Source organism: Virgibacillus proomii (assembly GCF_018916875.1).
GTDB lineage: Bacteria > Bacillota > Bacilli > Bacillales > Amphibacillaceae > Virgibacillus > Virgibacillus proomii_B.
This window is the reverse complement of record NZ_JAHLNO010000028.1, coordinates 56,591-82,435: the sequence shown is the minus strand read 5'-3', so window position 1 is coordinate 82,435 and position 25,845 is coordinate 56,591. Positions and strand designations below refer to the sequence as shown.

At 37.4% G+C, this 25,845-nt stretch carries 24 protein-coding genes; all 24 read right to left on the bottom strand.

Annotated elements, in window-relative coordinates; translation table 11 throughout:
- Positions 1 to 7: 7 nt before the first annotated feature.
- Positions 8 to 1,645, bottom strand: a complete 1,638-nt coding sequence (locus KQI21_RS14610) for a peptide ABC transporter substrate-binding protein (protein ID WP_216484973.1) — start codon at positions 1,643 to 1,645, stop codon at positions 8 to 10.
- A 19-nt stretch (positions 1,646 to 1,664) separates the two neighbouring features.
- Positions 1,665 to 2,669 (bottom strand): ABC transporter ATP-binding protein, encoded by a 1,005-nt coding sequence (locus KQI21_RS14605; RefSeq protein WP_216484972.1) that lies wholly within the window; start codon positions 2,667 to 2,669, stop codon positions 1,665 to 1,667.
- 8 nt (positions 2,670 to 2,677) lie between these two features.
- Positions 2,678 to 3,637, bottom strand: coding sequence for an ABC transporter permease (locus KQI21_RS14600; protein ID WP_216484971.1), 960 nt, complete (start codon positions 3,635 to 3,637; stop codon positions 2,678 to 2,680).
- A gap of 1 nt (position 3,638) precedes the next feature.
- Positions 3,639 to 4,571, bottom strand: a complete 933-nt coding sequence (locus tag KQI21_RS14595; RefSeq protein WP_216484970.1) for an ABC transporter permease — start codon at positions 4,569 to 4,571, stop codon at positions 3,639 to 3,641.
- 12 nt (positions 4,572 to 4,583) lie between these two features.
- Positions 4,584 to 5,408, bottom strand: a complete 825-nt coding sequence (dppA, locus tag KQI21_RS14590; protein ID WP_216484969.1) for a D-aminopeptidase DppA — start codon at positions 5,406 to 5,408, stop codon at positions 4,584 to 4,586.
- A 959-nt stretch (positions 5,409 to 6,367) separates the two neighbouring features.
- The gene (murA, locus tag KQI21_RS14585) at positions 6,368 to 7,696 is read right to left on the bottom strand and encodes a UDP-N-acetylglucosamine 1-carboxyvinyltransferase (protein WP_216484968.1); all 1,329 of its coding nucleotides are present in this window, start codon (positions 7,694 to 7,696) and stop codon (positions 6,368 to 6,370) included.
- A 34-nt stretch (positions 7,697 to 7,730) separates the two neighbouring features.
- Complete coding sequence (locus KQI21_RS14580; protein WP_216484967.1) at positions 7,731 to 8,450, bottom strand: YwmB family TATA-box binding protein; 720 nt, start codon at positions 8,448 to 8,450, stop codon at positions 7,731 to 7,733.
- Between the two features lie 93 nt (positions 8,451 to 8,543).
- Complete coding sequence (locus KQI21_RS14575) at positions 8,544 to 8,774, bottom strand: DUF1146 family protein (protein ID WP_216484966.1); 231 nt, start codon at positions 8,772 to 8,774, stop codon at positions 8,544 to 8,546.
- A gap of 561 nt (positions 8,775 to 9,335) precedes the next feature.
- Positions 9,336 to 9,575 carry a hypothetical protein gene (locus tag KQI21_RS14570; protein ID WP_216484965.1) on the bottom strand — a complete coding sequence of 80 codons (240 nt, stop codon included), beginning with the start codon at positions 9,573 to 9,575 and terminating at the stop codon, positions 9,336 to 9,338.
- A 484-nt stretch (positions 9,576 to 10,059) separates the two neighbouring features.
- Complete coding sequence (locus KQI21_RS14565; protein ID WP_216484964.1) at positions 10,060 to 10,464, bottom strand: F0F1 ATP synthase subunit epsilon; 405 nt, start codon at positions 10,462 to 10,464, stop codon at positions 10,060 to 10,062.
- Between the two features lie 101 nt (positions 10,465 to 10,565).
- On the bottom strand, positions 10,566 to 11,975 hold the full coding sequence (gene atpD / locus KQI21_RS14560; protein ID WP_216484963.1) for a F0F1 ATP synthase subunit beta: 1,410 nt from the start codon (positions 11,973 to 11,975) through the stop codon (positions 10,566 to 10,568).
- Between the two features lie 44 nt (positions 11,976 to 12,019).
- A complete protein-coding gene (gene atpG / locus KQI21_RS14555) occupies positions 12,020 to 12,889 on the bottom strand; it encodes an ATP synthase F1 subunit gamma (RefSeq protein ID WP_216484962.1) in 870 nt (289 codons plus the stop codon).
- 50 nt (positions 12,890 to 12,939) lie between these two features.
- Complete coding sequence (gene atpA, locus KQI21_RS14550) at positions 12,940 to 14,454, bottom strand: F0F1 ATP synthase subunit alpha (RefSeq protein ID WP_216484961.1); 1,515 nt, start codon at positions 14,452 to 14,454, stop codon at positions 12,940 to 12,942.
- 18 nt (positions 14,455 to 14,472) lie between these two features.
- Positions 14,473 to 15,018, bottom strand: a complete 546-nt coding sequence (locus tag KQI21_RS14545) for a F0F1 ATP synthase subunit delta (protein WP_216484960.1) — start codon at positions 15,016 to 15,018, stop codon at positions 14,473 to 14,475.
- Positions 15,015 to 15,542, bottom strand: a complete 528-nt coding sequence (atpF, locus tag KQI21_RS14540) for a F0F1 ATP synthase subunit B (RefSeq protein WP_216484959.1) — start codon at positions 15,540 to 15,542, stop codon at positions 15,015 to 15,017. The genes KQI21_RS14545 and atpF overlap by 4 nt, the downstream gene beginning before the upstream one ends.
- A gap of 113 nt (positions 15,543 to 15,655) precedes the next feature.
- Positions 15,656 to 15,868, bottom strand: a complete 213-nt coding sequence (gene atpE, locus KQI21_RS14535; RefSeq protein WP_216484958.1) for a F0F1 ATP synthase subunit C — start codon at positions 15,866 to 15,868, stop codon at positions 15,656 to 15,658.
- Between the two features lie 50 nt (positions 15,869 to 15,918).
- The gene (atpB, locus tag KQI21_RS14530) at positions 15,919 to 16,641 is read right to left on the bottom strand and encodes a F0F1 ATP synthase subunit A (protein WP_216484957.1); all 723 of its coding nucleotides are present in this window, start codon (positions 16,639 to 16,641) and stop codon (positions 15,919 to 15,921) included.
- A 5-nt stretch (positions 16,642 to 16,646) separates the two neighbouring features.
- On the bottom strand, positions 16,647 to 17,033 hold the full coding sequence (locus tag KQI21_RS14525; RefSeq protein WP_216484956.1) for an ATP synthase subunit I: 387 nt from the start codon (positions 17,031 to 17,033) through the stop codon (positions 16,647 to 16,649).
- A gap of 458 nt (positions 17,034 to 17,491) precedes the next feature.
- Positions 17,492 to 19,699 (bottom strand): S8 family serine peptidase, encoded by a 2,208-nt coding sequence (locus tag KQI21_RS14520; protein WP_301281760.1) that lies wholly within the window; start codon positions 19,697 to 19,699, stop codon positions 17,492 to 17,494.
- A gap of 570 nt (positions 19,700 to 20,269) precedes the next feature.
- On the bottom strand, positions 20,270 to 21,388 hold the full coding sequence (wecB, locus tag KQI21_RS14515) for a non-hydrolyzing UDP-N-acetylglucosamine 2-epimerase (RefSeq protein WP_216484955.1): 1,119 nt from the start codon (positions 21,386 to 21,388) through the stop codon (positions 20,270 to 20,272).
- Between the two features lie 168 nt (positions 21,389 to 21,556).
- The gene (gene upp / locus KQI21_RS14510) at positions 21,557 to 22,186 is read right to left on the bottom strand and encodes a uracil phosphoribosyltransferase (protein ID WP_216484954.1); all 630 of its coding nucleotides are present in this window, start codon (positions 22,184 to 22,186) and stop codon (positions 21,557 to 21,559) included.
- 462 nt (positions 22,187 to 22,648) lie between these two features.
- A complete protein-coding gene (glyA, locus tag KQI21_RS14505) occupies positions 22,649 to 23,893 on the bottom strand; it encodes a serine hydroxymethyltransferase (protein WP_216484953.1) in 1,245 nt (414 codons plus the stop codon).
- Positions 23,894 to 24,260: 367 nt separating this feature from the next.
- Positions 24,261 to 24,809, bottom strand: a complete 549-nt coding sequence (locus tag KQI21_RS14500) for a TIGR01440 family protein (protein WP_216484952.1) — start codon at positions 24,807 to 24,809, stop codon at positions 24,261 to 24,263.
- A gap of 501 nt (positions 24,810 to 25,310) precedes the next feature.
- Positions 25,311 to 25,751 (bottom strand): ribose 5-phosphate isomerase B, encoded by a 441-nt coding sequence (rpiB, locus tag KQI21_RS14495; protein ID WP_216484951.1) that lies wholly within the window; start codon positions 25,749 to 25,751, stop codon positions 25,311 to 25,313.
- Between the last annotated feature and the right edge of the window lie 94 nt (positions 25,752 to 25,845).

Genomic DNA, 25,845 nt, shown 5'->3' with positions numbered 1-25,845 from the left:
TGTTAACCTATTGTTTATCAGCATATTTTAAATCTAGGTAACCAACTGGGTGACGGAGAATATTCGTAACTCCTTCCTGTAAAACTTCTACTTGGTTGTAGTAACGAATTGGAAAAATCGGCATTTCTTCAGCTAATAACTTTTCTGCTTCATACATATATTCCCAGCGTTTCTTTTCGTCTACTGCTGACTTTGCATTTGCAATTAATTCATCATATTTTTCATTTGACCAGCCAGTTCGATTCATGTAAGAACCGGTAATGAAGCTTTCTAAGAAATTAACTGGATCAGCATAGTCATATAAGAAAGAACTTCGTGACAATTGATGTTTTAATGCTTTTTGATCCTCTAGAAACACATTCCATTCCGTATTTTCCAGTTCTACTTTAATACCAAGATGTTCGCTGATCATTCCTTGCAATGTTTCTGCTACATCTTTATTAACATTATCCGTATTATATGACAATGTTACTTTAGGAAGTTCATCATACCCTTCTTCCTTCATTCCCTCTTCCAATAATGCTTTTGCTTCCTCCGGATTAAAAGAAATAAGATCCCCATTAACATCTCTAAAATCTTTTCCTTCCGGGTTCATAAATCCTGGTGATACAAAACCGGAAGCTGGTTCTACTTTGTTTTTCACTACAAATTCTGCGATCTCTTTTTGATCAATTGCCAAAGCAAATGCTTTCCGAATTTTTATATTTTGAAACGGTTCCTCTGTCACATTAAACCGGTAAAAATCCAACCCGCCTCGCTCAACAATTCGTACATTTTCCCCATCAATCAATTGATCGGATAATTCTGCTGGAATTTCTGCTGAATCTAATTCCCCTCTTTCAAACATTTGATATTCTGTATTTACATCGTCAATCATTGTCCAATGCACACCATCCAATAGTACATTTTCTGCATCCCAATATTCTTTGTTTTTACTAAACACCATTTCATTATCATGCTTCCAAGTATCTAACTTAAATGGTCCGTTCGCAACAAATGTATTAGCTTCGGCGTGCCATTTTGGATTTTCTTCAGCAACTTTATGATTTACCGGGAAAAAAGCCGGGTTTGTTATTAAATGCAGAAAAAAGCCTGTTGGACTCTCTAATTCTACTTCAAATGTTTTCTCATCTACTGCGGTAAGGCCTAAATCATCTTTAGAGCCTTCACCGTTGTTAAATGCTTCGCCACCTTTAATAAAATAACCAAGAAATCCTGCGGCAGAACCCGTATCCGGATTTAATAATCTTTCCCAAGCAAAAATAAAATCCTCTGCTACAACCGGATCTCCATTTGACCAATTTGCATCCTTTCGTAAATAAAATGTGTACGTTTTTCCATCCTCGGATACGTCCCACTTCTCTGCAATTGCTGGTTGTGGTTGATGATCATCTCCTAAGCGAGTTAACCCTTCCATCAAATTATTTAAAGCATTCCACGAAACATTATCAAATCCGATTGCCGGGTCAAAAGATGTTGGTTCCCGGCCATTATTTAATTTTAAAACTTTTTTATCAACACTTTCCTCTGTTGCGTTTTGTTTACCGTTATCTTTCGATTCTTCTCCAGCTCCTTTCTTCGCAGTACATGCTGCTAAAGCGACAACAAAAAGAATGATGACCATACTTACTAACCACTTCTTCATACTTTCTCCCCCTTATGTTTTATTTAATTGCTGTTAGTTTTAACAGCTGTTGTGCCCGTTTATCCTGCATCCAGCAATTCACCTTATGGGATTTGCTCTTGTCAGTCGTATTCGGGTAAACTTTATCACACACCTCCATTGCTAGTGGACATCTCGCAGTAAATGGACAGCCTTGTGGGGGGGAGAATAAATCAGGTGGGGATCCATCAATTGGCTTGAGCTTCTCCCCCTTTACATCAAGGCGAGGAACTGAATTTAACAAACCTTTTGTATAGGGATGTTGCGCTTGATAAAAAATCTCACGTTTAGACCCAACCTCTATGATCTTGCCTGCATACATAACAGCAATTCGATCTGCTATTTTGGCAACAACGCCTAAATCATGCGTAATTAGAATAATAGCTACTTTAGTTGCTGCCTGAATCTTTTCAAACAACTCCAAAATTTGTGCTTGAATTGTTACATCCAACGCGGTTGTCGGCTCATCAGCAATCAATAATTCTGGTTCACAAATGAGGGCCATTGCAATTACAATTCGCTGCCTCATCCCACCACTAAACTGATGAGGATATTGCTTTAAACGTTCTATTGGATTGGGGATGCCAACTAATTGCAGCATTTCTAATGCTTTTGCTTTTGCCTGGCCGGCGCTAAGTTTCTGATGTTCGCGCACACCCTCAATTAATTGTGTTCCGATGGTTAGCGTTGGGTTTAATGCTGTCATCGGATCCTGAAAAATCATGGAAATATCGACTCCGCGAACAGATCGCATCTGCTTTTCCGATAAACTTGTCAATGCTTTATTTTTAAATGTAATCGTCCCTTTTGTTATTTTTCCAGGCGGGTCGGGAATCAGCTTCATAATCGCATTAGCAGTAACACTTTTACCGCAACCAGACTCACCAACAATCGCTAATGTCTCTCCTTGATGTATTTCAAAGTCAACACCGCGAACCGCCTTAACAGTTCCGCCATAGGTGGAAAATGTAACATGTAAATCATTTACTTCAAGTAATTTCTCCATTTGCTCACCTACTTTCTCAGTTTCGGATCTAGTGCGTCCTGAAGCCCGTCACCTAATACATTAAATGCAAACATTGTAAAGGATATAAAAAAGGCTGGAAAAAATAATGTCCACCAGTGACCGGATAAAATTGCACCTAGGGAATCATTCGCCATCACACCCCAGCTCGCAAACGGTGCTTGAATACCCAGCCCCAAAAAACTTAAAAATGCTTCTGCAAAAATAGCACTAGGGACGGTTAAAGTCATTTGTATAATAATTGGACCCATCGTATTTGGTAATAAATTTTTGCGGATAATCCTTGATGTTTTTGCACCAAATGATCTAGAGGCTAGAACAAACTCATAATTTTTAATTTGTAATACTTGCCCCCGGACAATTCTGGCCATGCCTACCCAACCAGTGACCGTTAAGGCAATAATAATAGTCGTTAAGCTCGGCCCTAAGACAACCAATAATAAAATAACGACGAGCAGATATGGAAGACCGTACAAAACCTCAATAATCCGCATCATTATATTATCGGTTCGACCTCCTTTATAACCGGCTATACCGCCATAAACTATTCCTATCGTAAAATCAATGAGCGCTGCCATAAATCCGACAAACAATGATATTCGCGCCCCATACCAAGTTCTAGTAAACACATCACGTCCTGCATTATCTGTTCCAAACCAATGCGCTTTGGATGGGGGCTGATATTGATTAGGCAAATCTTGTTTATTTACATCATAAGGTGATAGGATTGGCCCAACGATTGCAAAAATAGTAAGGATAACTAAAAAGATGAGACCGGTCATTGCAAGCTTATTCTTGGCAAGTCTCCTCCAAGCATCCATCCAATAAGATAAGGATGGTCTGGATACAGACTGCATTTCCGCTTTATCCTTTTCTTTCCAAGTAAACCAAGCATCCGGAATATTTGCTGGAGAAGGAAGTTGTTTTGTTGATTTTTCTGCCAAATTCATCTTATTTTCCTCCCTTCTTATGCAACTTAATTCTCGGATCTAAAAGTCCGTATGCAATATCAACGAGAAATAACATGATAATGAGGAATGCACTATAAAATACGGTTGTTCCCATAATAACTGGATAATCACGCTGATTTATGCTTTCTACAAAATACTTACCCATGCCCGGAACTGCAAATATTTTTTCTATCACAAATGTTCCTGTCAAAATTCCTGCTAAGAGCGTCCCCATAATTGTGACAACCGGCATTAATGCATTTTTTAATGCATGTTTAATGACTATTTTCCATGGAGATAACCCCTTTGCTCGAGCCATTTTTATGTAATCTTGTGTTAATACTTCTAGCATAGTTGACCTTGTCAATCTGGCAATAATAGCCATTGGTCCAGTAGCAAGTGCAGTAATTGGTAAGATCATATGGGCAGGACTCAGCCATCTGGCTACAGGAAAAAGTTCAATATTAACAGCTAACTGCTGAATTAAAAGTGTAGCTAGTACGAAATTTGGAATCGATATACCTAAAACAGCAAATCCCATTGCTAAGTAATCAATGATTTGATTATGTTTTAATGCTGCAAAAATCCCCAGTGTTACTCCAGATAAAACAGCAACAATAATGGTTATAATCCCTAATTCAAATGAAATTGGAAAACCGCGCATTAGCATATCGTTCACTGTTTGCGACGGCTGCTTTATTGATGGCCCAAAATCGAGAGTTACAATCGACTTTAAATATAAAAAGTATTGCACAATATAGGTTTCATCCAGATTATAATGCGCCTCTAAATTAGCCTGTACGACTTCATTAGTCCCTCTTTCACTATTAAACGGTGATCCTGGGATGGTAACCATCAGAATAAAGGTCAATGTGACTATTATCCACAAAGTTACCAGCATGATGAGTAAGCGCTTTAATATGTAACGAAGCATGGACTTCCCTCCTTATGAAAACCTCGTATTCATAGCAAGTTCCGTCATAACAAGCATCGCTTGATACGCTTCTAAAATATCTTTTGCTTTGAATGTAACAATCGTTGAATTTGGCTCTATGTACGTACCCGGCATTAAATTTGCCCATTCTGCTTGACCATAGTTTGCAAATTCAATTCGCAGCACTGGTTGTTTTGGAGGTATAAGTGCTTGAACATAATGACGTTGTTCCATCGCATCATTTATTCTGGCAGATAATACCTCATTTGCTTTTGTTGGTGTAAGGCTGTATACAGAAGATCGAGATATCGTATTTTTTACTGCTACAGCAGTGACATTAGGAATAAGCGCTTCTGCTTCTTGAGCTGCTTGATCATCACCAGTAACGGCTAAAACTGGTACATCATAGAAACCTGCAAGATATGCATTAAATCCCATTTCTCCAATTTCATGATCATTAATATACATTGTTCTTACAGCATGAATCATGGTATGTGACATTACCCCAAACTGACCGGCACGTGCATGGTAACCAATAAACATTGCTCCATCAAATGTACTGTCCAAACCTTCCATCATAGAAAATGGCTTAACATCTCCGGTAATCAGTTTTGCTTCTGGATGCAAATGCTCAATAAGTATATTATTCATTTTGGAATGACTATCATTAACTAGTACTTCTGTACATCCATTCTTTAAAGCAGCAACAATCACGCAATTTATTTCCTCTGTCATGATTTTTCTTGATCGTTCATAATTATGCATATTAGATTTAACAAATGATTCATCCGGCAAGCCCGTTATCCCTTCCATATCTGCAGAAATATATAATTTCATTATTGAACAAGCACTCCTCTAATGTTTAAATTTTCTTAAATTTTACCATATAGAGAATGAAAAGAAAAGTGCATATTATTATGTTCAAAACTGTAATTATATTTCAATTTTCTATGTATAAACATAAAAAAGCTAAAAATGCTCGGTTAGCGGCATACAAACGGCAGTACTTCTGATGGGATAAAGTGAAACTTTATTTCTTGGAATGCTTTTCCCAAGAAATGTTAGATGAACCAATCGGGGATTTAGGACCCGTTTTTCTCATCATGTTTGCAACATCATTAGCACATTTTTGAAATGAGAAAAATACGGATCCTTACATCCGGGATAAAGTGAAACTTCATTTCTTGGAATGCTTTTCCCAAGAAATGTTAGATGAACCAATCGGGGATTTAGGACCCGTTTTTCTCATCATGTTCGCAACATCATTAGCATATTTTTGAAATGAGAAAAATACGGATCCTTACATCCGGGATAAAGTGAAACTTTCATGTAGTTGATAAGAAAGGATATAGTGACGGAAATTCCATCAAAATAAAAGTTTTTTCACAGGCTAATCGGACGGATAAAAATGAACACGGTTTTTCATTGAAGCAAATTTAGCCCTATATCAAGGCCATCTTTCAAGTAAACTAATATATTATTTTGCTAGCAACGAAAAGCCTTTGGCAATCCAACATGTAAACTATACTCATACATAAATTAAAATTTATAGTTAATTTCCTCACAAATTCCTTATATGAATCATATATACCAAATAACAAATAAAAACAGATGATACAATTCTTCATCTGTTTTTATACTATCTATTAATTGAATGTGATTTAGAATAAAACATGGAATATATAAGCCAAATTGACAAAAATGAAATAGAATTGTATATAATTATAAATTCCAAATGATTCATTTCACAATCTGAATTCTTTACTTACAGGCATTACGAAGAGATAGGTAAACTATTAAGACAGCTCTGCCGCAATCGTTTTGTCTAAATGTTCGACTTGCATAAACGGAACGACAGTATTCCCATTATCATCTACCCTTTCCACATCTGCCCCTAAGGCTTTTAATTTGCCAGCAAAGTTAACATAACCGCGGTCAAGATGTTTTAATTCTGTTACTCTCGTCACTCCGCCAGCGGCTAATCCAGCTAATACTAATGCTGCTGCTGCACGCAAATCTGTAGCTGCTACTTCTGCTCCTTGTAAATTACTAGGCCCTTCAATAATTACACTATGACCTTCAATTTTCATTTTCGCATTCATGCGTCGGAATTCTTCAACATGCATAAATCGATTTTCAAAAACTGTCTCTGTAATTACACTTGTACCTTCTGCTGCCAGCATTAAAGCCATCATTTGCGATTGCATATCTGTAGGAAACCCAGGATGTGGTAATGTTTTAATGTCTGTAGCTTTCAATTTCTTTGGTCCAATAACTCTCAGTCCATTTTCTTCTTCGATAACCTTTACATTCATTTCCTCTAATTTTGAAATAACGGAGCGCAGATGCTCAGGAACTGCATTTTGGATCAACACATTCCCTTGTGTAATTGCTGCTGCTACCATGAACGTTCCCGCTTCTACACGGTCAGGTATAATTGAATGTTCCACGCCGCGCAACTTTTCAACACCCTCAATACGGATCGTTTCTGTTCCTGCACCAACTATTTTGGCACCCATCTTATTGAGGTAATTTGCCAAGTCAACAATTTCAGGCTCTTTTGCACTATTTTCAATGATTGTTTTTCCTTCAGCCAATGCTGCTGCCATCATAATATTTTCAGTTGCACCGACACTAGGCATATCTAAATAAATTTTTGCACCTTTAAGACGTTTGTTGACTTTTAGTTCAACAAACCCGTTACCAACATGAGTTTCTGCTCCCATTGCTTCAAAACCTTTTAGATGTAAATCTATAGGCCTTGAACCGATGGCACACCCCCCCGGCATAGCAACTTTTGCATGACCGTAGCGTGCCAATAGAGGTCCTATAACAAGGACAGAGGCACGCATTTTCCGAACATATTCAAATGGGGCTTCTGTGATCAATTGACTGGAAGCATCTACTGTTACTGTATTACTTTCAAAATGTACGTTAGCATTTATACTCCTTAACACTTGGTTTATTGTATATACATCAGCAAGTTCAGGAACATCTTTTATAACGCTTTTTCCTTCACTAGCAATAAGACTAGCGGCAATGACAGGAAGCACAGCATTTTTAGCACCTTCAATTTTGACAGTGCCTTTTAATTGGTGTCCGCCTCTTACGATGATTTTTTCCATATTCCAAATCTCCTTCAGATCCAATTTCATTATATTAATATTCATTTATTAGGATAGGTGTTCCTATCATGTATGTAGGATTGTCCGATCCAGTTTCTGTTACTGCAATTTGAAAATTCATGGGAACACTGTCGATTGAAATCTTTTGATTCCATAATGGTGTATACCCGTATATAATTTTTTTATGCACGGATTTTTCAACTGTATCGAATTGTGTCTGTATTTGTTCAACTTGAAAATAATTTATGAGCGTGTTTAAAAAATAGTCACCATTAATTATATCATTTTCTTTAGTCACCAGACAAGAAAATCTCTTTGCCTTAGCTGAAAAATAATTATCTACACTGGAGTTGATGATTTCTCTATATTCTTGTGCAATAATGTGATTCCAACTACTTCCTTGAATAACAACTACTAGTTCTGCAGATAGTTTTTTCTGGCGCGGTAGGATCACATTATAAGATACGTCTATGTTTCTAATAATGCGACTGTTTTTAAATGAAATTTTTATTATTTTTTTATGTTTTGTCACTGTTTTGTCATACTTAGCACTCAATGCTTTAATGAGTGCTTCTGCTTCTTGATGTGAAAATGATTCTTTCCATGTAGTTTGCCAATTTTCTATTTCTACTTGATTATTGACTACAAACGAAGCCATATCTGTCAACTCATCGGTATATGCTTCTGCAGGCAGAGCCATCACATTATTTGATATAAGTAATAATAGGATACATAGAATAATAGATTTCCTCATAATAAAATCCCCCATTTTCACACATAGTCTATCTATAGTATGATCAGGGAGACATAAAGTCATACAGTACAAATGGCGACAAAATTTTAGATATTAAAATAAATGATTTAAGTCTCTAGACCATTGTAAAACTTCTAAGAAGAATCGGCTTACTCCTGAACCTATTACAATCGTCAAAAACAAAATCAAAATTTGAGCTTCTTTCGCTCTTCCTTTCCTAATTAATGGTTCAAAATTAATCGACATCATTAATCGCCATGTTAAATAAATAAACAATAGATGTGATATGATGCCAATAATCGCTTGTTGACCTATCGAAAACATACAAACCACCTTTAATCTTTACTGTTAGAAGATGTTCAAGAAGTAAACAAAAATGACAGAGCAGCTTGTTTGGCAGCTGAAACTTCTCCGCCGCGAGCTTTTCGATCATATTTACTCTCTTTTAAAAACACATACTATTAGTACTTTGCCATGAATACAAAAAAAAGTCAATGTGCGTTTTTGCATGTTGTTTATTAAGCCCCCTTTCATACTAATCATATTTTTCATTTTCCTAATTTTCTCTTACATCTTACATATGATCTTGATGACAAAAACATAACAAAACTATATCGGTATCTTCTTCATTTCCCGGGAAATATCGACAAAAATCCAATAAACAAAGGAAAAAATGAATACCCATTCATTTCAGAGAGAAATATATTAAATCAGATTTAATATTAAGTTTAATAAGTTCTAGAAAGCAAAGAGTTTGATAAGGATAGTCAATTGAAGTAATTTTAGATGGAGTAACTAAAAATATGTAAGCACAAAAGCCCCGGTGATCGACGGATCGCATCGAACAACCCGGAAAACTTCTGACAAGATAAAGTAAAACTTCATTCAAGGAGTGCTTTTCTCCTTGAAAAAGAAGAACGCTTTTTCTGCGTGCGATGTATTGCTGTCGAAGCATACTCTGTCCTTGAAAAAGAAGTACGCTTTTTCTGCGTGCGGTGTATTGCTGTCGAAGCATACTCTGTCCTTGAAAAAGAAGAACGCTTTTTCTGCGTGCGATGTATTGCTGTCGAAGTATACTCTGTCCTTGAAAAGAAAAACACTTTTTTGCGTGCAATGCTTATTCAAAAAGCTTTCCTTGTCCTGTCGCCCAAACGAATCGGGATTTAGGATCCGTTTTTCTCAACATTACGCAAAATAATAAGCAGATTTTAAAATGAGAAAAAACAGATCCTTACATCCGGGATAAAGGAAACATGTCCCTGTAACAGGGTATGCCGACGCCTTAGCGGAAACCGCTTTTAGTCGGCCTTCCTTTAGATTCGAGGCGATGGTAACTTATCGTAGGAAGGAGATCGAAGTTTGCTAGACGCTCGAGCGTTGAACCTAGACGACGAAGCTATTTTCAAAAAAAGATAGTCACCATATAAAAAAGGAAAGGTTTTTCTAGACAGGGAAATTGGTAAACGTAAATCTTTCCCGCAGATGACTTGTTTACTGTTGCTTATAATGAAAATATAAAACCGTCACTTCACTTCAATTCTAAGCATGCATTATATGTTTTTATATATGCAAAAAGTCTCTTATAACCTTGTTATAAGAGACTTTTTGACTACCTGCTGATACTACTGACATTTAAACGATTTAACGCCCGACGTAGTGCTAATTCCGCTCTTAACATATCAATATGATCCTGCCTAGATTGGAGTCGGCGTTCAGCGCGTTCCTTTGCTTGTTTTGCTCGTTCAATATCAATATCTGAAGGCTTTTCAGCAGACTGTGCTAAAATTGTCACTTTGTCTGGTCGGACTTCCATGAAACCGCCGTTAACCGCCAATTTATCCTCAGTATTACCACGCTTTAGACGTACAGCATTAATTGACAGTGGAGCAACAAGCGGAATATGTCCAGGTAAAATCCCTAGCTCTCCGCTCTCTGCTTTACAGCTTACCATTTCATAATCGTCTTCCAATACTGGTCCATCAGGAGTAACAACACTTACAGTTAGTGTTTTCAAAGTAACCCCTCCTCCACTTAATATAAAGGCGGCCAATGAATAAAAAACTATTCATCAACCGTTTCGGCAATTGTAATTTGCTGCTTCACCTTTTATGTCACTTATTGCATACTTTTTGCTTTTTCTACAACTTCTTCGATGCGACCAACTAAACGGAACGCATCTTCAGGTAAATCATCATGCTTTCCTTCTAATATTTCTTTAAATCCTTTAACTGTTTCCTCTACTGGGACATAAGATCCCTTTTGCCCAGTAAATTGTTCAGCTACGTGGAAATTCTGGGATAGGAAGAATTGAATACGACGTGCACGAGCAACTACAAGTTTATCTTCATCACTTAATTCATCCATACCCAAGATAGCAATAATATCCTGTAATTCACGATAACGTTGAAGTGTTTTTTGCACTTCTACTGCTACTTGATAATGCTCTTCTCCAACAATTTCAGGATCTAGTGCTCGAGATGTAGAAGCTAATGGATCCACCGCTGGGTAAATTCCTTGTTCTGATAAGCCACGGTCAAGGTTAGTTGTAGCGTCCAAGTGAGCAAACGTTGTTGCTGGTGCAGGGTCTGTATAGTCATCAGCCGGAACATAGATAGCTTGAATTGATGTAACAGAACCTTTTTTTGTTGACGTAATTCGCTCTTGTAATTGTCCCATCTCCGTTGCTAAAGTTGGTTGGTACCCAACCGCAGAAGGCATACGTCCTAACAATGCAGACACTTCGGAACCTGCTTGCGTAAAACGGAAAATGTTATCAATAAATAGCAATACATCTTGTCCTTCTTCATCACGAAAGTATTCTGCCATTGTTAATCCCGTTAATGCAACACGCATACGTGCTCCAGGTGGTTCGTTCATTTGCCCAAATACCATCGCTGTTTTAGAAATAACCCCTGAATCCTTCATTTCAAAGTAAAGGTCATTTCCTTCACGTGTACGTTCACCAACACCGGCAAATACAGAAATTCCACCGTGTTCTTGTGCAATATTATTAATCAGTTCTTGAATAAGTACCGTTTTTCCAACACCGGCACCACCAAACAAACCAATTTTACCACCTTTTACATAAGGTGCCAGTAAATCTACAACTTTAATACCTGTCTCTAAAATCTCCGTTTTGGTTGTTAAGTCTTCAAAGTCCGGTGACTTTCTATGAATTGGGTCACGACGAACATCCGCTGGTAACGGCTGTTCTAAATCAATATTGTCACCAAGTACATTAAATACTCGACCTAATGTAACATCTCCAACCGGAACAGAAATTGGTCTTCCTTTATTTTCTACTTCCAATCCGCGCTTTAAGCCATCAGTAGATGACATAGCAATTGTACGAACCGTATTATCACCTAAATGAAGAGCAACTTCTAAAGTAAGCTCTGATGTTGTATTAACTGCTCCATCGGCAGCTTTAACAACAAGAGCGTTGTGTATATCTGGTAACTGACCGTCTTCGAATTTAACGTCAACGACAGGTCCCATTACTTGTGTAATACGTCCTTTGCTCATCGAATTTCCCTCCTAACGTACTTTCAGAAATGATCTTGAGGAAGCTACTCCAGTGCAGCTACCCCACCACTAATTTCTGTAATTTCCTGTGTAATTGCAGCTTGACGCACGCGGTTATAAGTCAATGTTAGTTTATCAATAAGTTCACCAGCATTATCTGTGGCGCTCTTCATCGCTGTCATACTTGCCGCATGCTCACTCGCTTTACCATCTAATATCGCTCCATAAATAAGACTTTCAGCATACTGCGGTAAAAGTACTTCGAGGATTTGCTGCTCATTTGGTTCATATTCATATTCATCATGAAAGCTTGTATTGTTACTATGTTCTTCTATATCAGTAATTGGCAACAATTTAGTTGTCGTCACCTGCTGAGAGATGGCACTAACATAATGGTTATATAGGATATATAGCTCATCGATTTCTTCATCTGCATATAATTGAACAGTTTCTGATGCGATTTGTTTTATATCTGCAAAATCAGGTTGATCTCCAATACCAATAATACTTTGAGCTATTGGCAGATCCATTTTTTTACAAAATTCATAACCCTTTCGACCAATCGTAATAATGGTGTAATCCTCTTTGGATTGGTGACGTTCTTGAATTTTATGATAAAGGCTTTTTAAAATATTACTATTGTAAGCGCCAACTAAACCTTTATCTGCTGTTATTACCATATAGCCCGTTTTTTTCACTTCACGTTTCTCAAGCATTGGATGAGTTGCATCCGTTGCAGAACTGGCAATATGAGCTACTACTTCTTGAATTTTTTTGCTATATGGCTCGAAAGCTTTTGTATTTTGCTCTGCCTTTGCCATTTTAGATGCAGATACCATTTGCATAGCAGAAGTTATTTTTCTTGTTTTCTTCGTAGAGTTAATTCTACTTTGAATATCCCTAAGTGATGCCAAGCTTGTTCACCGCCCTTTCCGGTAAAGGTTACGTGTTACGAAACATAGAACTATTTGTCTTCAGATGGCAAAAATGTTTTTTTGAATGCTTCAATTGCTTCATTCATCTCTGACTCATCTGGCAATTGTCCAGTTTCCCGAATAGATGTTAATAATTCTTTACGGTTATTATCCATCCATGTATTCATTTCTTCCTCAAAGCGAAGTACGTCTTCAACTGCAATATCATCAAGGAAACCTTTTGTTAAACTATAAAGACTCATTACTTGCTTTTCAACTGGTAATGGTTTATGAAGTCCTTGCTTTAGAATTTCTACGGTGCGCTCTCCGCGATTTAGCTTCGCTTGTGTTGCTTTATCAAGATCAGAGCCAAACTGGGCAAATGCTTCAAGTTCACGATAAGATGCAAGGTCTAAACGTAACGTACCAGCAACTTTCTTCATTGCTTTAATTTGAGCCGAACCACCAACACGAGAAACTGATAGACCAGCATTAATCGCCGGACGAACACCGGAGAAGAATAGATCTGATTGTAAGAATATTTGACCATCTGTGATCGAAATTACGTTTGTTGGAATATATGCTGAAATATCTCCAGCTTGTGTTTCCACAAATGGCAGAGCCGTTAAAGAACCGCCACCTTTTGCATCGCTTAATTTAGCTGCCCTTTCCAATAAACGTGAGTGGATGTAGAATACATCTCCAGGAAATGCTTCACGACCAGGAGGACGGCGCAATAGCAACGAAAGTTCACGGTAAGCTACTGCCTGCTTAGATAAATCATCATAAACAACAAGTACATGCTTGCCGTTATACATGAATTCTTCTCCCATTGCTACACCTGCATATGGGGCTAAGTATAATAGTGGTGCTGGATCAGATGCACCAGCTGATACAACAATTGTATAATCTAATGCACCATATTGACGGAAAGTCTCAACAGTGCTTCGTACCGTCGAATCCTTTTGACCAATAGCGACATAAATACAAATCATATCTTGATCCGCTTGGTTTAGAATTGTATCAACTGCTACAGTTGTCTTCCCTGTTTGACGGTCTCCGATAATCAATTCACGTTGACCACGACCAATTGGAACAAGGGCATCAATTGCTTTAATCCCTGTTTGTAACGGTTCATCAACGGATTTACGATCCATTACCCCAGGTGCGGGCGCTTCAATTGGGCGAGTTTTTGTTGTTTCCACTGCTCCTTGCCCATCTAATGGTTGGCCTAGTGGGTTTACTACTCGTCCAATTAATTCCTCCCCAACAGGTACTTGCATAATACGCCCAGTGCGACGAACTTCATCGCCTTCTTTAATTTCCGAATAAGGACCAAGGATAACTATCCCAACATTGCTTTCTTCAAGGTTTTGGGCTAATCCCATTACACCGTTTGAAAATTCCAGCAGCTCACCAGCCATAACATCATCAAGACCGTGAGCACGTGCAATACCGTCACCAATTTCAATAACTGTACCGACATTGCTAACTTCGATATCTGTATCAAATGTTTCTATTTGCTGCTTAATCAAGCTACTTATTTCTTCAGCTTTGATGCTCATACCATTTCACCCCTATCTTCATTTGTTTGCAGTTACAAGGTTTCGTTCCATTCGTTTTAACATACCACTAACGGAACCATCATAGATCGTGTTACCAACACGGATCTTCATGCCTCCAATCAGTGAGGGTTCAACAACATTAGTAAGTTGAATCGCTCGTTTATTAAAACGTTTCGCGAAAGTAGCCTCTAACTGTCGGCACTCTTCATCCGTTAATTTTCGAACGGAATAGACCGTTGCAGCCGCAATACCCTTCGCATCATTTACTAACCGGATAAAATGATCAACAATAGCGGGAAGCAATTCAATCCGATGGCGTTCTACGAGAAGTTTTAACGTATTACGCGTTTCTTTCTGACCATCTTTAAAAACATCGTCTAGAATTTGTTGCTTCTTCGCTTTACTTATGCGAGGGTGTGTTAAAAATGTGTACACATTTTTATTTTCTTCAAAAGCTTTCTTTACCGCTGTCAGCTCTTGAGCAAGTGAATCCAATGTTGACGTTTCTTTACCAAGTTGGAAAAGAGCATCTGCATAACGCTTTGCTACCGTTACATGACTCATAGCTCTTCTCCTACCTCTTTAATGTATTCATTGATCAGTTTCTCCTGATCTTTTTCATCAATTTCTTTTTCAATTACTTTCGTTGCAATTAATACCGATAGTGAAGCAACTTTATCCTGTAATGCCTGTAACGCTTTTTCTTTTTCATTTTGAATGTCAGCTTGAGCGGATTCTTTCAAGCGCTCAGCCTCTTCACGAGCTGTTTTAATAATTAACTGTTCTTGTTTTTGCCCCGCTTCTTTCGCATCCTCAATGATTTTTTGTGCTTCCTGTTTCGTTTGCTTCAACCGTTCTGCGGCCTCTTTTGATGCCTTTTCTGCATCCGCCCGACTTTTTTCTGCTGCTTCTATTTCATCAGCAACATATTCTTCACGTTTTTGCATCATATTGATGACAGGGCCCCAAGCGAACTTTTTTACTAAATATAATAAAAGTAGGAAAAAGAAGAGTTGGATTAACATGTCGCCTACTCTTAACCCACCAACGCTTGCACCAACTGTTAATACGTCGATGTATGAATACATGAACTTCACTCCTTTCGTGATCGTTAACATGCTGAAATTAAATTGTTATTTAATCACATAAAGTAATGGCGAAGACTCTAAAGCTGATCCTCGCCATCTTAACTTATGAAGGTTTACATAAAAATAGCCATAAATGCAATAACGGCTGCGATGATTGGAATCGCTTCAACTAGTGCTACCCCAATAAACATAGTACCTTGTAGTGAACCTTTTAATTCTGGTTGACGAGCAATTCCTTCCACCGTTTTACTAACGATCATTCCGTTACCAAAACCAGCGCCTAACGCTGCCAATCCAATTGCTATTGCTGCTGCTAAAGCTTCCATTTAATACTTCCTCCTTTTTTATAATAAACCTTTTAATTTATGTTTTTTATTTAATGGTCACTGCTCACTTTATGAGACAGATACACCATTGTCAACATCGTAAATACAAATGCCTGGATACCACCAATAAATAAACTGAAACCTTGCCATGCGAGCATTGGTATAGCTGCTCCAATAAAGCCAAATGGATTTGAACCTGCAAGGGATACAAGTAACCCGAGCAACACTTCTCCTGCATAAATATTACCAAATAGACGAAGACCTAACGTTAATGTATTCGTAAACTCTTCAATAATTTTAAATGGGAGCATAATTGGTGCAGGGCTTATATATCCTTTTAAATAATTCTTCATCCCTTGAACTTTAATCCCATAAAAGTGAGTTAATAAAATAATCATACCAGATAACGTCAATGTTAGTGTCGCATCAGCTGTTGGAGATTTCCACCATAAATCATGTCCAACTACCCCCACAGTTGCTACACCTAATAAATTACTTACAAGTATATACGTTATCAGGGTCAAACCAAGCGGCAGAAAGATTTTACCAGTTTTCCAGTCCATCGTATCGCTAATAATACCTCTAACAAATTCGACAATCCATTCCATGAAGTTCTGTAATCCTGTTGGCTTCATTTTCAAATTGCGACTTGCTATGACACTAAGTATAAACACGATGGCTGAAGCAACAGCTATCATAAGGAGATTTGCTAAATTGACATCTAACCAGGAAATACCAAATATGTCTTCCACTATCGGTGCAGTATGTTCCACGTTATTCACCCCTCTTTCTTGCTCGATTGTATAAAGTTACTTAGAGCAAAATCTATCATAATGACGATATAAGATGTCATTAATCCACAAATTACAGCAATGAGATGAAAATAATTTTCAAATCGAATTGCAATTAACACTGCCAGGACAGCAGCCGCTATTCGTGATAGCGTTCCCAACGTTTTTATCTTCTGTTGGTTTGCTGCTAAATCCCCAAATAGAGTCACCTTCTTCTGGAGTAAATATAAGTTATAAAAACTGATAGTGGCCCCCAGTAACAATCCAAGAAAAATTCGATCATACGGTGTAAATCCAGCTCCTAAAACAAAAACCGCAAGAAGATAGAACATCCATTTCCGTTGGCGATCGACCATTTTTTTATATTCCGCCATAATTCCCTCTTCCCTTGTAAATGATAAAGCATGTATACACTTAGACAAGAACCGACATGCCTTTAGGTAATAACCATGCCTAAAAAAAGAAAGTAATCGTGGAGTCCGTATATAGTAAAAAAGCTCTATCTTCTTAGTATATAATAATCGTTTTAACTTTACTATGAAGATTATGTGAACAAATGAACAGGTAGTTATCATAATGAAGTTAATTTTAAAATATGATACAAACCACTACTATTCCACACTAAGCAAGTTTACATTAGCAAACATTTAATGTCAATTGATTTCATGCATAATTAGCATGATTTTAAGGAATGATTTACCAAATTAAAAAATAAAATTTCATATGGAAATGGACAAGAAAAACACTAATTAATGGTATAGTGGATTTTTCTTGTCCAAATCACGACAACTTTGTGAACAAAGGATAGTCTATGTTTTTGTGAATTACGTTTTTAAACTGGGGGAATATGGATCATTGATTCATAACTAACTATCTCCCCGTTTTCTAAGTGAGCTGTAATAATAGCTAAATAAACCCCCGGAGAACCAGCTTCGCTCCGTTCTATTTCTCCTTCGTTTACTCCTCGCTTTACATCCTTATTGAGGAATAAATTGCGTTCAAAAACTAACGTATCTGGATTATATAGATCCACTTCTACTTTCTTCGCTGGCTCTGCCATGTAAAACCGATAATTAAATATGCGGTCTGAAAGTGGTTTAAGAACAAATTCTAATCCCATTGCTTTTGGATTATCTGCAGATTCATTGATAAATAAATAAGGCAAATAATATGTTTTATCTTTTTGATGGAGAGTCATCCAACCCTGATGCACGCCTTTATCTAATTGTTGAGCGTTTAGTTTTACTCCTATCGTTAGTTTCTTTTTTTCATGTGGGGCTAAAGTAAATGATCTTGGTAATTGCCAGCTTACCCCTTTTTGTATAGAAGGAATATCAAAATAATACGTCTGTGTGTGATCACTCATATTTTCAATCGTAATCTCTTTTTCTTTCGTGCTGCTATATGAATCAACTAAACCAAATGTTAACTTAGGATCATTAATAATCGTATCCGTTTGAATCGCTTCTTGTGGTCGAACCATTCCCATACCTTGATCTGTCGACTTTATAGGCTTACCGTCTAACTCCATACGTAGAGCTGTTGTTTTCAAAGCTCCATATATTTGCTGATTAGACCAATTTGGCCTTGCTTCTTTTATTAAAGCAATCACACCGGCAACATGAGGAGCCGCCATACTAGTTCCTTGAAGAACCTGATAGCCACCAGGTACTGTACTAATAATTCGTGTCCCTGGTGCTACAAGATCCGGTTTAATATTCCAGTTTACAGTCACTGGCCCTCTAGAGCTAAACTTTGCAACCGCTTCTTCTTGGTGCTCGTATATTGTTTCCAACAACAATTGTTCCTCATTTTTTAATTTATTTATTAGCCATTGTCCATCATCTTCGGAAATCGATGCAACCGGAATATCAAGTTGTTCGTTAACGGAGGAAATATCTCCCTGAAAAAGTTTATCCTCATTATTAGCAATGATTACTGCTTTTGCACCATTTTCTTGAGCTTGTTTGGCCTTTTCAATAAATGGTATTTCATCACGTTGATATAGTGCTATACTTCCTTTCAGGTCCATGGTTTCTGTTGCGTTTACGACTGGATAAAACGTATCTAGCTCCCAAGGAATAGAACCGGCCATGTTTACCATTTCAATTTTTTTATCAGCCCACCGTTCATATAAGTAAGGCACTTTTTGTTCATTACTTACAGCTCCTACAGATAAAGCCTTATTTGCTGTTGCCGGTGCACCAACTGTCCAATCACCGGGACCATCATTTCCATTTGCGATAACAACCGCTACTCCCATTTCTACTGCTTTGTTTACAGCAACACTTGTAGGATAATCAGGTCCATTGACACGATTACCTAGAGAAAGGTTAATTACATCTACCTCATCCTTGATGGCTTGCTCCATCGCTGCAATCACTTGAATAGAAGTACCTGTACCCCCTGGCCCTAAAGCACGATATGCGTAAAGTTCTGCGTCAGGAGCAACACCCTTTAACTGACCATTGGCTGCAATAATCCCTGCAACATGTGAACCATGAATTGTAGGTAATCCTTCCTCAGGCTTTGTTTCCATTGGATCATTATCCAAGTCGACTAAATCTCGGCCAGCTTGGTAATTTTTTTCTAAATCTGGATGTCGGTAATCGACCCCTGTATCAATCACTGCAACTTTTACACCTTTTCCTGTGTAATCTGTTTTATTCAACTCTGAAGGAAACACGATATTTGAATTATCTTCAATACGTTTTACATGGTGAAAACTAGGGGTTTGATAGGTTTGTACTTGATGAACATTTTTCACAAACTCTAAGTTTTCCAAACGCTCTAACCGCTTTGGTTCACCTTGTAACGCAAGTCCTTGAAATAGTTTCGTATAAACTGCTACAACTTCAATGTAAGGATGATACTGTTCCAGATAGTCTTTATGCTTTTTCGGATCTCCTTCTACTTCAATAATTAACGAATGAAGCTCGTCATTATCTTTCATATGCTGCAAGGCTAAGCTAGGAACGTGAGATGGGATCATGATAACTGCTAGCAATATAAAAAACAGAAGGCAAGTACGGGTACGCATAACATTGTCCCCCTTTCTCCAACTAGCTTTTGAAGGTGAAGGAAAAAATATACACCTTATAAAAAGATGTTCAAAGCAAAAAATATCTCATCTAATTTCATTATGGCTTTAGTTCTAGCTTCTTATGGTTCCAGATGTAATTCTACAAGCAGAAAACTTTGATCACCTATTTCACTACAAAAAGCGAAAAGCTTCTCGACAAAAAGGCTGTAGAAGAGTGAAGCGACCTCGAGGGGCTAGCTAGACGCTGAAACGGGATGTGGATAAATACATACTAAACTTGATGAACAAATCTCCTAGACAATAAAAGAGAGTGGGACATTATTAAAAAGATCAACTCTAAATACGAATTTTTACCGGTATAAGGAAGCTTATTAGAAAGACTTGGCTTGTCGCCAAGTCTTTAGCGAAAGCTGTAGTTTTTCTTATACTATAAACCCTAAAATTTTATACTTTCCTATAGTATAAAAAGAGAATCCGAACTAATTCGAATTCTAACTGAAGAATTTTGAATCAGCGTTCGGATTTTTCTTTGACTAAAACACTTTTGTCCAAGCCTCTTTCCTACGATTAGTCAAGTCTAAAATAATCGATAATCGCATCGGCAATCCTACGGGACGCTTGTCCATCACCATAGGGATTAGACGCTTTTGCCATTTTTTCATACGCAGCTTTATCTGATAATAATTCATTTGCTAAATTGTAAATTGTCTCTTCATCCGTACCAGCTAATTTTAATGTTCCGGCCTCAATACCTTCTGGTCGTTCTGTTGTATCTCTTAATACCAGAACAGGAACTCCTAATGAAGGCGCCTCTTCTTGCACCCCGCCAGAATCTGTTAAAATTAAATATGCATGTGAGGCGAAATTGTGAAAATCTACAACCCCTAGAGGTTCAATTAAATCAATACGATCGTGATTTCCTAAAATTTCTTGAGCCGCCTGCTGAACAACTGGGTTGAGATGAACAGGGTAAATAACATGAATATCATGATGTGTCTCAACTAAGCGTTTAATGGCACGAAACATTTGTTGCATATTATTTCCCAAGTTTTCTCTCCGATGAGCAGTCATTAAAACTAATCGCTTTGAACCTAACCGTTCTAGAATAGGGTTATTATAGGAGGAATCCACAGTTGTTTTTAGTGCATCTATCGCCGTATTACCCGTTACATAAATTGTTTCTTCTGCCTTGTTCTCCTGCAATAAATTTTGTTTCGATTTTTCAGTAGGAGAGAAATGCAAGTCAGCGATTATCCCTGTTAACTGCCGATTCATTTCTTCAGGAAAAGGCGAATACTTATTCCAGGTTCTTAGTCCAGCTTCTACATGTCCAACCGCAATTTGATTATAATAAGCGGCAAGGGAAGCAGCGAAAGTTGTCGTTGTATCTCCATGAACTAGCACAATATCTGGTTTCGTTTCCTTCATTACATCGTCTAAGCCTTCTAAAGCACGAGTGGTAATTTGTGCTAAAGTCTGCTGCTTTTTCATAATATTTAAATCATAGTCCGGAGTAATGTTAAATATTTGCAACACTTGATCTAACATTTCACGATGTTGTGCCGTAACGGTAACAATCGATGCAAATTCCTCTGAGCGTTTCTTTAATTCAAGTACAAGTGGAGCCATTTTAATTGCTTCCGGTCGTGTACCAAAAATCGTCATTACTTTAATTCGTTTACTCATTTTTTTCACTCCAGGACCCATAATTTTTACTTTGTCCCTAACTTCGGGGAAATAAGCTACCAATCGTAAGTCGATTGTTTTAAAAGTATAAATACCTTTAAAAATTTATTTCACACACGTATCAGCCGGTTTGTTAAACTGGTAGTTTCTTCATTAATGAAAATAACGTTATTTTGTACCAAAAAGCCTGTCTCCAGCATCACCTAAACCGGGAACAATATATCCTTTTTCATTTAGTTTTTCATCTAATGCTCCCAAATAGATATCAACATCCGGATGCTCTTTTTTAATTACCTCTACACCTTCAGGAGCTGCAATTAAACACATTAAGCGAACATGCTTAGCGCCTCTGTTTTTTAATGAGTGAATCGCATCATTCGCCGATCCTCCTGTAGCTAACATTGGATCAAGCACAATTAATTCACGTTCATGGATATCTGAAGGTAATTTAATATAATATTCTACTGGTTTCAGTGTTTCGGGATCACGATAAAGACCGACATGTCCCACTTTTGCTGCAGGAATTAAATCCAGCATCCCATCTACCATACCTAACCCAGCCCGAAGAATAGGAACTAATCCTATTTTTTTACCAGCCAGTACATTCGAGGTCGTTTTCGTAACTGGTGTTTCAATTGTTTTTTCTTGAAGTGGTAAATCTCTAGTAATTTCAAACGCCATCAGCATAGAAACCTCATCAACTAACTCACGAAACTCCTTCGTGCCAGTATTTATATCTCTTATGTACGTTAGTTTATGCTGAATTAATGGATGGTCTAGTACGAAAACTTTTCCCATGTTGCCGTTCACTCCTTTAATTTAAGTTGCATCTTTAAAATTGTACTCAATATTAGACTTGCTTGCAAGTTATGCCGAAATCTCGAGAATAGATATTAGAAAAACTTGGCTTGTCGCCAAGTCTTTATGACGAAAGCTATCGTTTTTCTTATACTATAAACCATAAAGTTTTATACTTTCCTATAGTGCAAAAAACTATATTTAGAACTGAATCTTCAATCAGTGGGGTTTTCTTTTATCTCTACTAATTGGTAGTACCGCGAAGGGTATGACCTAAAGGTCTCTAAACAGAATCGGGTATTTGCCTTGCAGTTCCCCAACTTATCCTCCTCGTTTTCACTCCGCAGCATTGAAATAGCGGTCTTACTGCCGGTTACATGCGTATTCTATGATATGTTAAATTAGGTTCTCCTGTTAATTGTACGCAAGAAGAGATGCCCTTGTCCTGAGCATCTCTGTTTTTTAAGCATATACGGTATAAAGCGGAAACTTTTCTGTCAATGCTTTTACACGTTGTTCAGCTGTTGTTAACATATTTTCATCTTCATGATTTTTTAATGTAAGTGAAATAATGTTTGCTATTTCCTTCATTTCTTCTTTTCCAAAACCGCGAGTGGTTACTGCTGCCGTTCCAATACGAAGACCACTAGTGATGAATGGACTTTCTTTATCAAAAGGAATCGTATTTTTATTCGCAGTAATTCCGATATCATCAAGTACTTGCTCGGCTATCTTGCCAGTTAATCCAAGTGGAGTAACATCGAGTAATAAAAGATGGTTATCCGTTCCGCCAGAGACAATACGAATTCCTTCTGCTTGTAAAGCTTTAGCTAAAGCATCAGCATTTTCAATAATCTTCTTACAATACGTTTTGAATGAATCCGATAAAGCTTCTTTGAAAGAAACAGCCTTCGCTGCAATAATGTGCATAAGTGGTCCGCCTTGCATACCAGGAAATACTGCTTTATCGATTTTTTTTGCATATTCTTCTTTACATAAAATCATACCACCGCGTGGACCACGTAATGTTTTATGGGTAGTTGTTGTTACAAAGTCTGAATATGGTACTGGATTAGGATGTAAACCAGCTGCGACTAAACCAGCAATATGCGCCATATCAACCATTAGATAGGCTCCTACTTGATCGGCAATATCTTTAAATTTTGCAAAATCAATAATTCGTGAATAGGCACTAGCTCCTGCAACTATTAATTTTGGCTTTACTTCCTTAGCTTTTTGTAAAACAGCATCATAGTCTAACTTTTCTGTTTTTTCATCTACGCCATAATCAACAAAATTATAAAGTGTACCACTGAAGTTAACAGGGCTGCCATGAGTTAAATGACCACCATGACTAAGATTCATACCTAGCACCGTATCACCAGGTTCTAATACGGTAAAGTAGACAGCCATATTTGCTTGTGCCCCTGAATGAGGCTGTACATTAGCGTGATCAGCACCAAATAGCTGCTTTGCACGATCTCGAGCTAAATTCTCTGCAACATCTACATGCTCACAGCCACCATAATATCGTTTTCCAGGATAACCTTCTGCATATTTATTCGTCAGTACGGAGCCCATTGCTTCCATAACTGCTTCAGAGACAAAATTCTCCGAGGCAATTAATTCAATCTTATCTTGCTGCCGCTTTTTTTCTGCTTGGATTGCTTGGTATAATTCAACATCTGTCCGCTTTACATGTTCCATCGTTAATACCTCCTCGTATGTAATAATTTCATTTTATCGTTATTTCGTTTTAAGGACAAATTTATTCGTTCCCGGGTGTATTCAAAAAAAGGATTACTAGACCGAGGTCAACTATGATCAACTTCCTTGAAAAATTGAGATTACTGCTTAATCCGTCTAATTGCAACGCCGAGACTAGCACGTCCTGTCGAGTCGAAGTTTTAAGCAGCGTAGTGTCGAGTAGCAAGTGTATGTATGTTATTAGATAAATGAGCTATTAAGTTGGCTTCCTCGAAACCCTACCCCACGTAGGAAAAGTGTTTTTTCTTTCAATTGAGCTCTATGATTTTGAACGATTTTTTTGAACACCCTCTAGAAATAATTCAAATTAAGCTTTAGGATAAACAGCACGAGCTCCGCCAATTCGTTTAGGTCGTGTATAGGCTGCAGTAATTCGGGCGTTTCCAATAAAACGTTCCGTAAATCTGAGGGGGACGGCTACTGATTTTAAATGCATACCAATCATTGTTTCACCAATATCCATACCTGCATGGGCAACTACCGATTCGACTACAACTGGATTCTCAAGTTGTTTAAAGGCATAAGCTGCCATTGCTCCCCCAGCATTTGGAACGGGAATAACCGTCACCTCTTCTAAATGAAACTGCTCCATCATACTTCTTTCCATTACAATTGCTCGATTTAAATGTTCACAGCATTGAAAGCAAAGCTGAATACCAGATTTTTTTTGCAGCTTCATTAATTCATTATAAATTACTGCTGCGATTTCTTCACTACCAGCTGTCCCAATTCTCTCTCCAGCTACCTCACTTGTGGAACAGCCAACTATAAATAGTTCTCCTTGTTTTAAGTAATTAGATTGCAGCCATTCTTCTTGTATTGTAGCTAATTGACTTAACAATTTTTGCTTATCCATGATGATAACACCTGTCCTTTATATTAAAAGAAAGTAAAATATTAAAGTATGGTTGGTCATACCATAAAGCGAAACCTTATGCAGTAGAGCTTTTCCTTCATCCGTTGCTGAATGTTAGTATGCCTAGATGCCTCCCGAACGAATCAGGAATTTAGGTGCCGTTATTTCCCACTTAGACTTCTTTGTATTTCCTACAATTCTTGAAATGGAGTCTTACGGCACCTTACATTCGGGATTAAACTTTTTAAGTTTTACAGTAAATGAAACTTAGCAGCTTTAAATAAGGATTTAACACTACTTGGCTCTCTTTGGAAAGAGGAAATACCTTATTTTCAAGGTTGTTCAAAAAACATTAAAAATGAAAAACAAATTTCTACATACGTAAGTATAGATAAAAGCATAGTTTTAAAAATTAAATTCAGTGCCGTAAAAATTTCTACCGCAAAAGTATAGCTGGTTTAATAACTCCCTTTTGAACAGGTACTTTTATTGGTTTATATATTAACTATCCTCATATTTTGTTATTTTATTAATTCGATTTTCATGACGACCACCATCAAACTCGGTTTCTAACCAAACTTTTACTATTTCCCGAGCCAATCCAGGCCCTAATACCCGCTCTCCCAATGCGATCACATTGGAATCATTATGCTGTCGAGTTAATTTTGCACTATATACATCATGCGTTAACGCACAACGAATGCCCTTAACTTTATTTGCAGCAATAGACATTCCTATTCCAGTTCCACAAATAAAAATCCCACGATCAAATTCTCCATTAGCAATTCGTTCTGCAGCCGGTAATGCATAATCCGGATAGTCCACTGACTCTTCACAACTGCATCCAGTATCTTCAAATTCAATATTCATTTCCTTTAATAATTCCTTAATCTCGTTTCTAATTGTCATTCCTGCATGGTCTGCCGTAATAATTACTTTCATTTGATTTAACTCCTTTTCTTATGGTTGAACTACTTTTTATTGTTTTTACTTCTTATCCGGGAGATAAAGTGAAACTTCATTCAGTAGGAGTTTT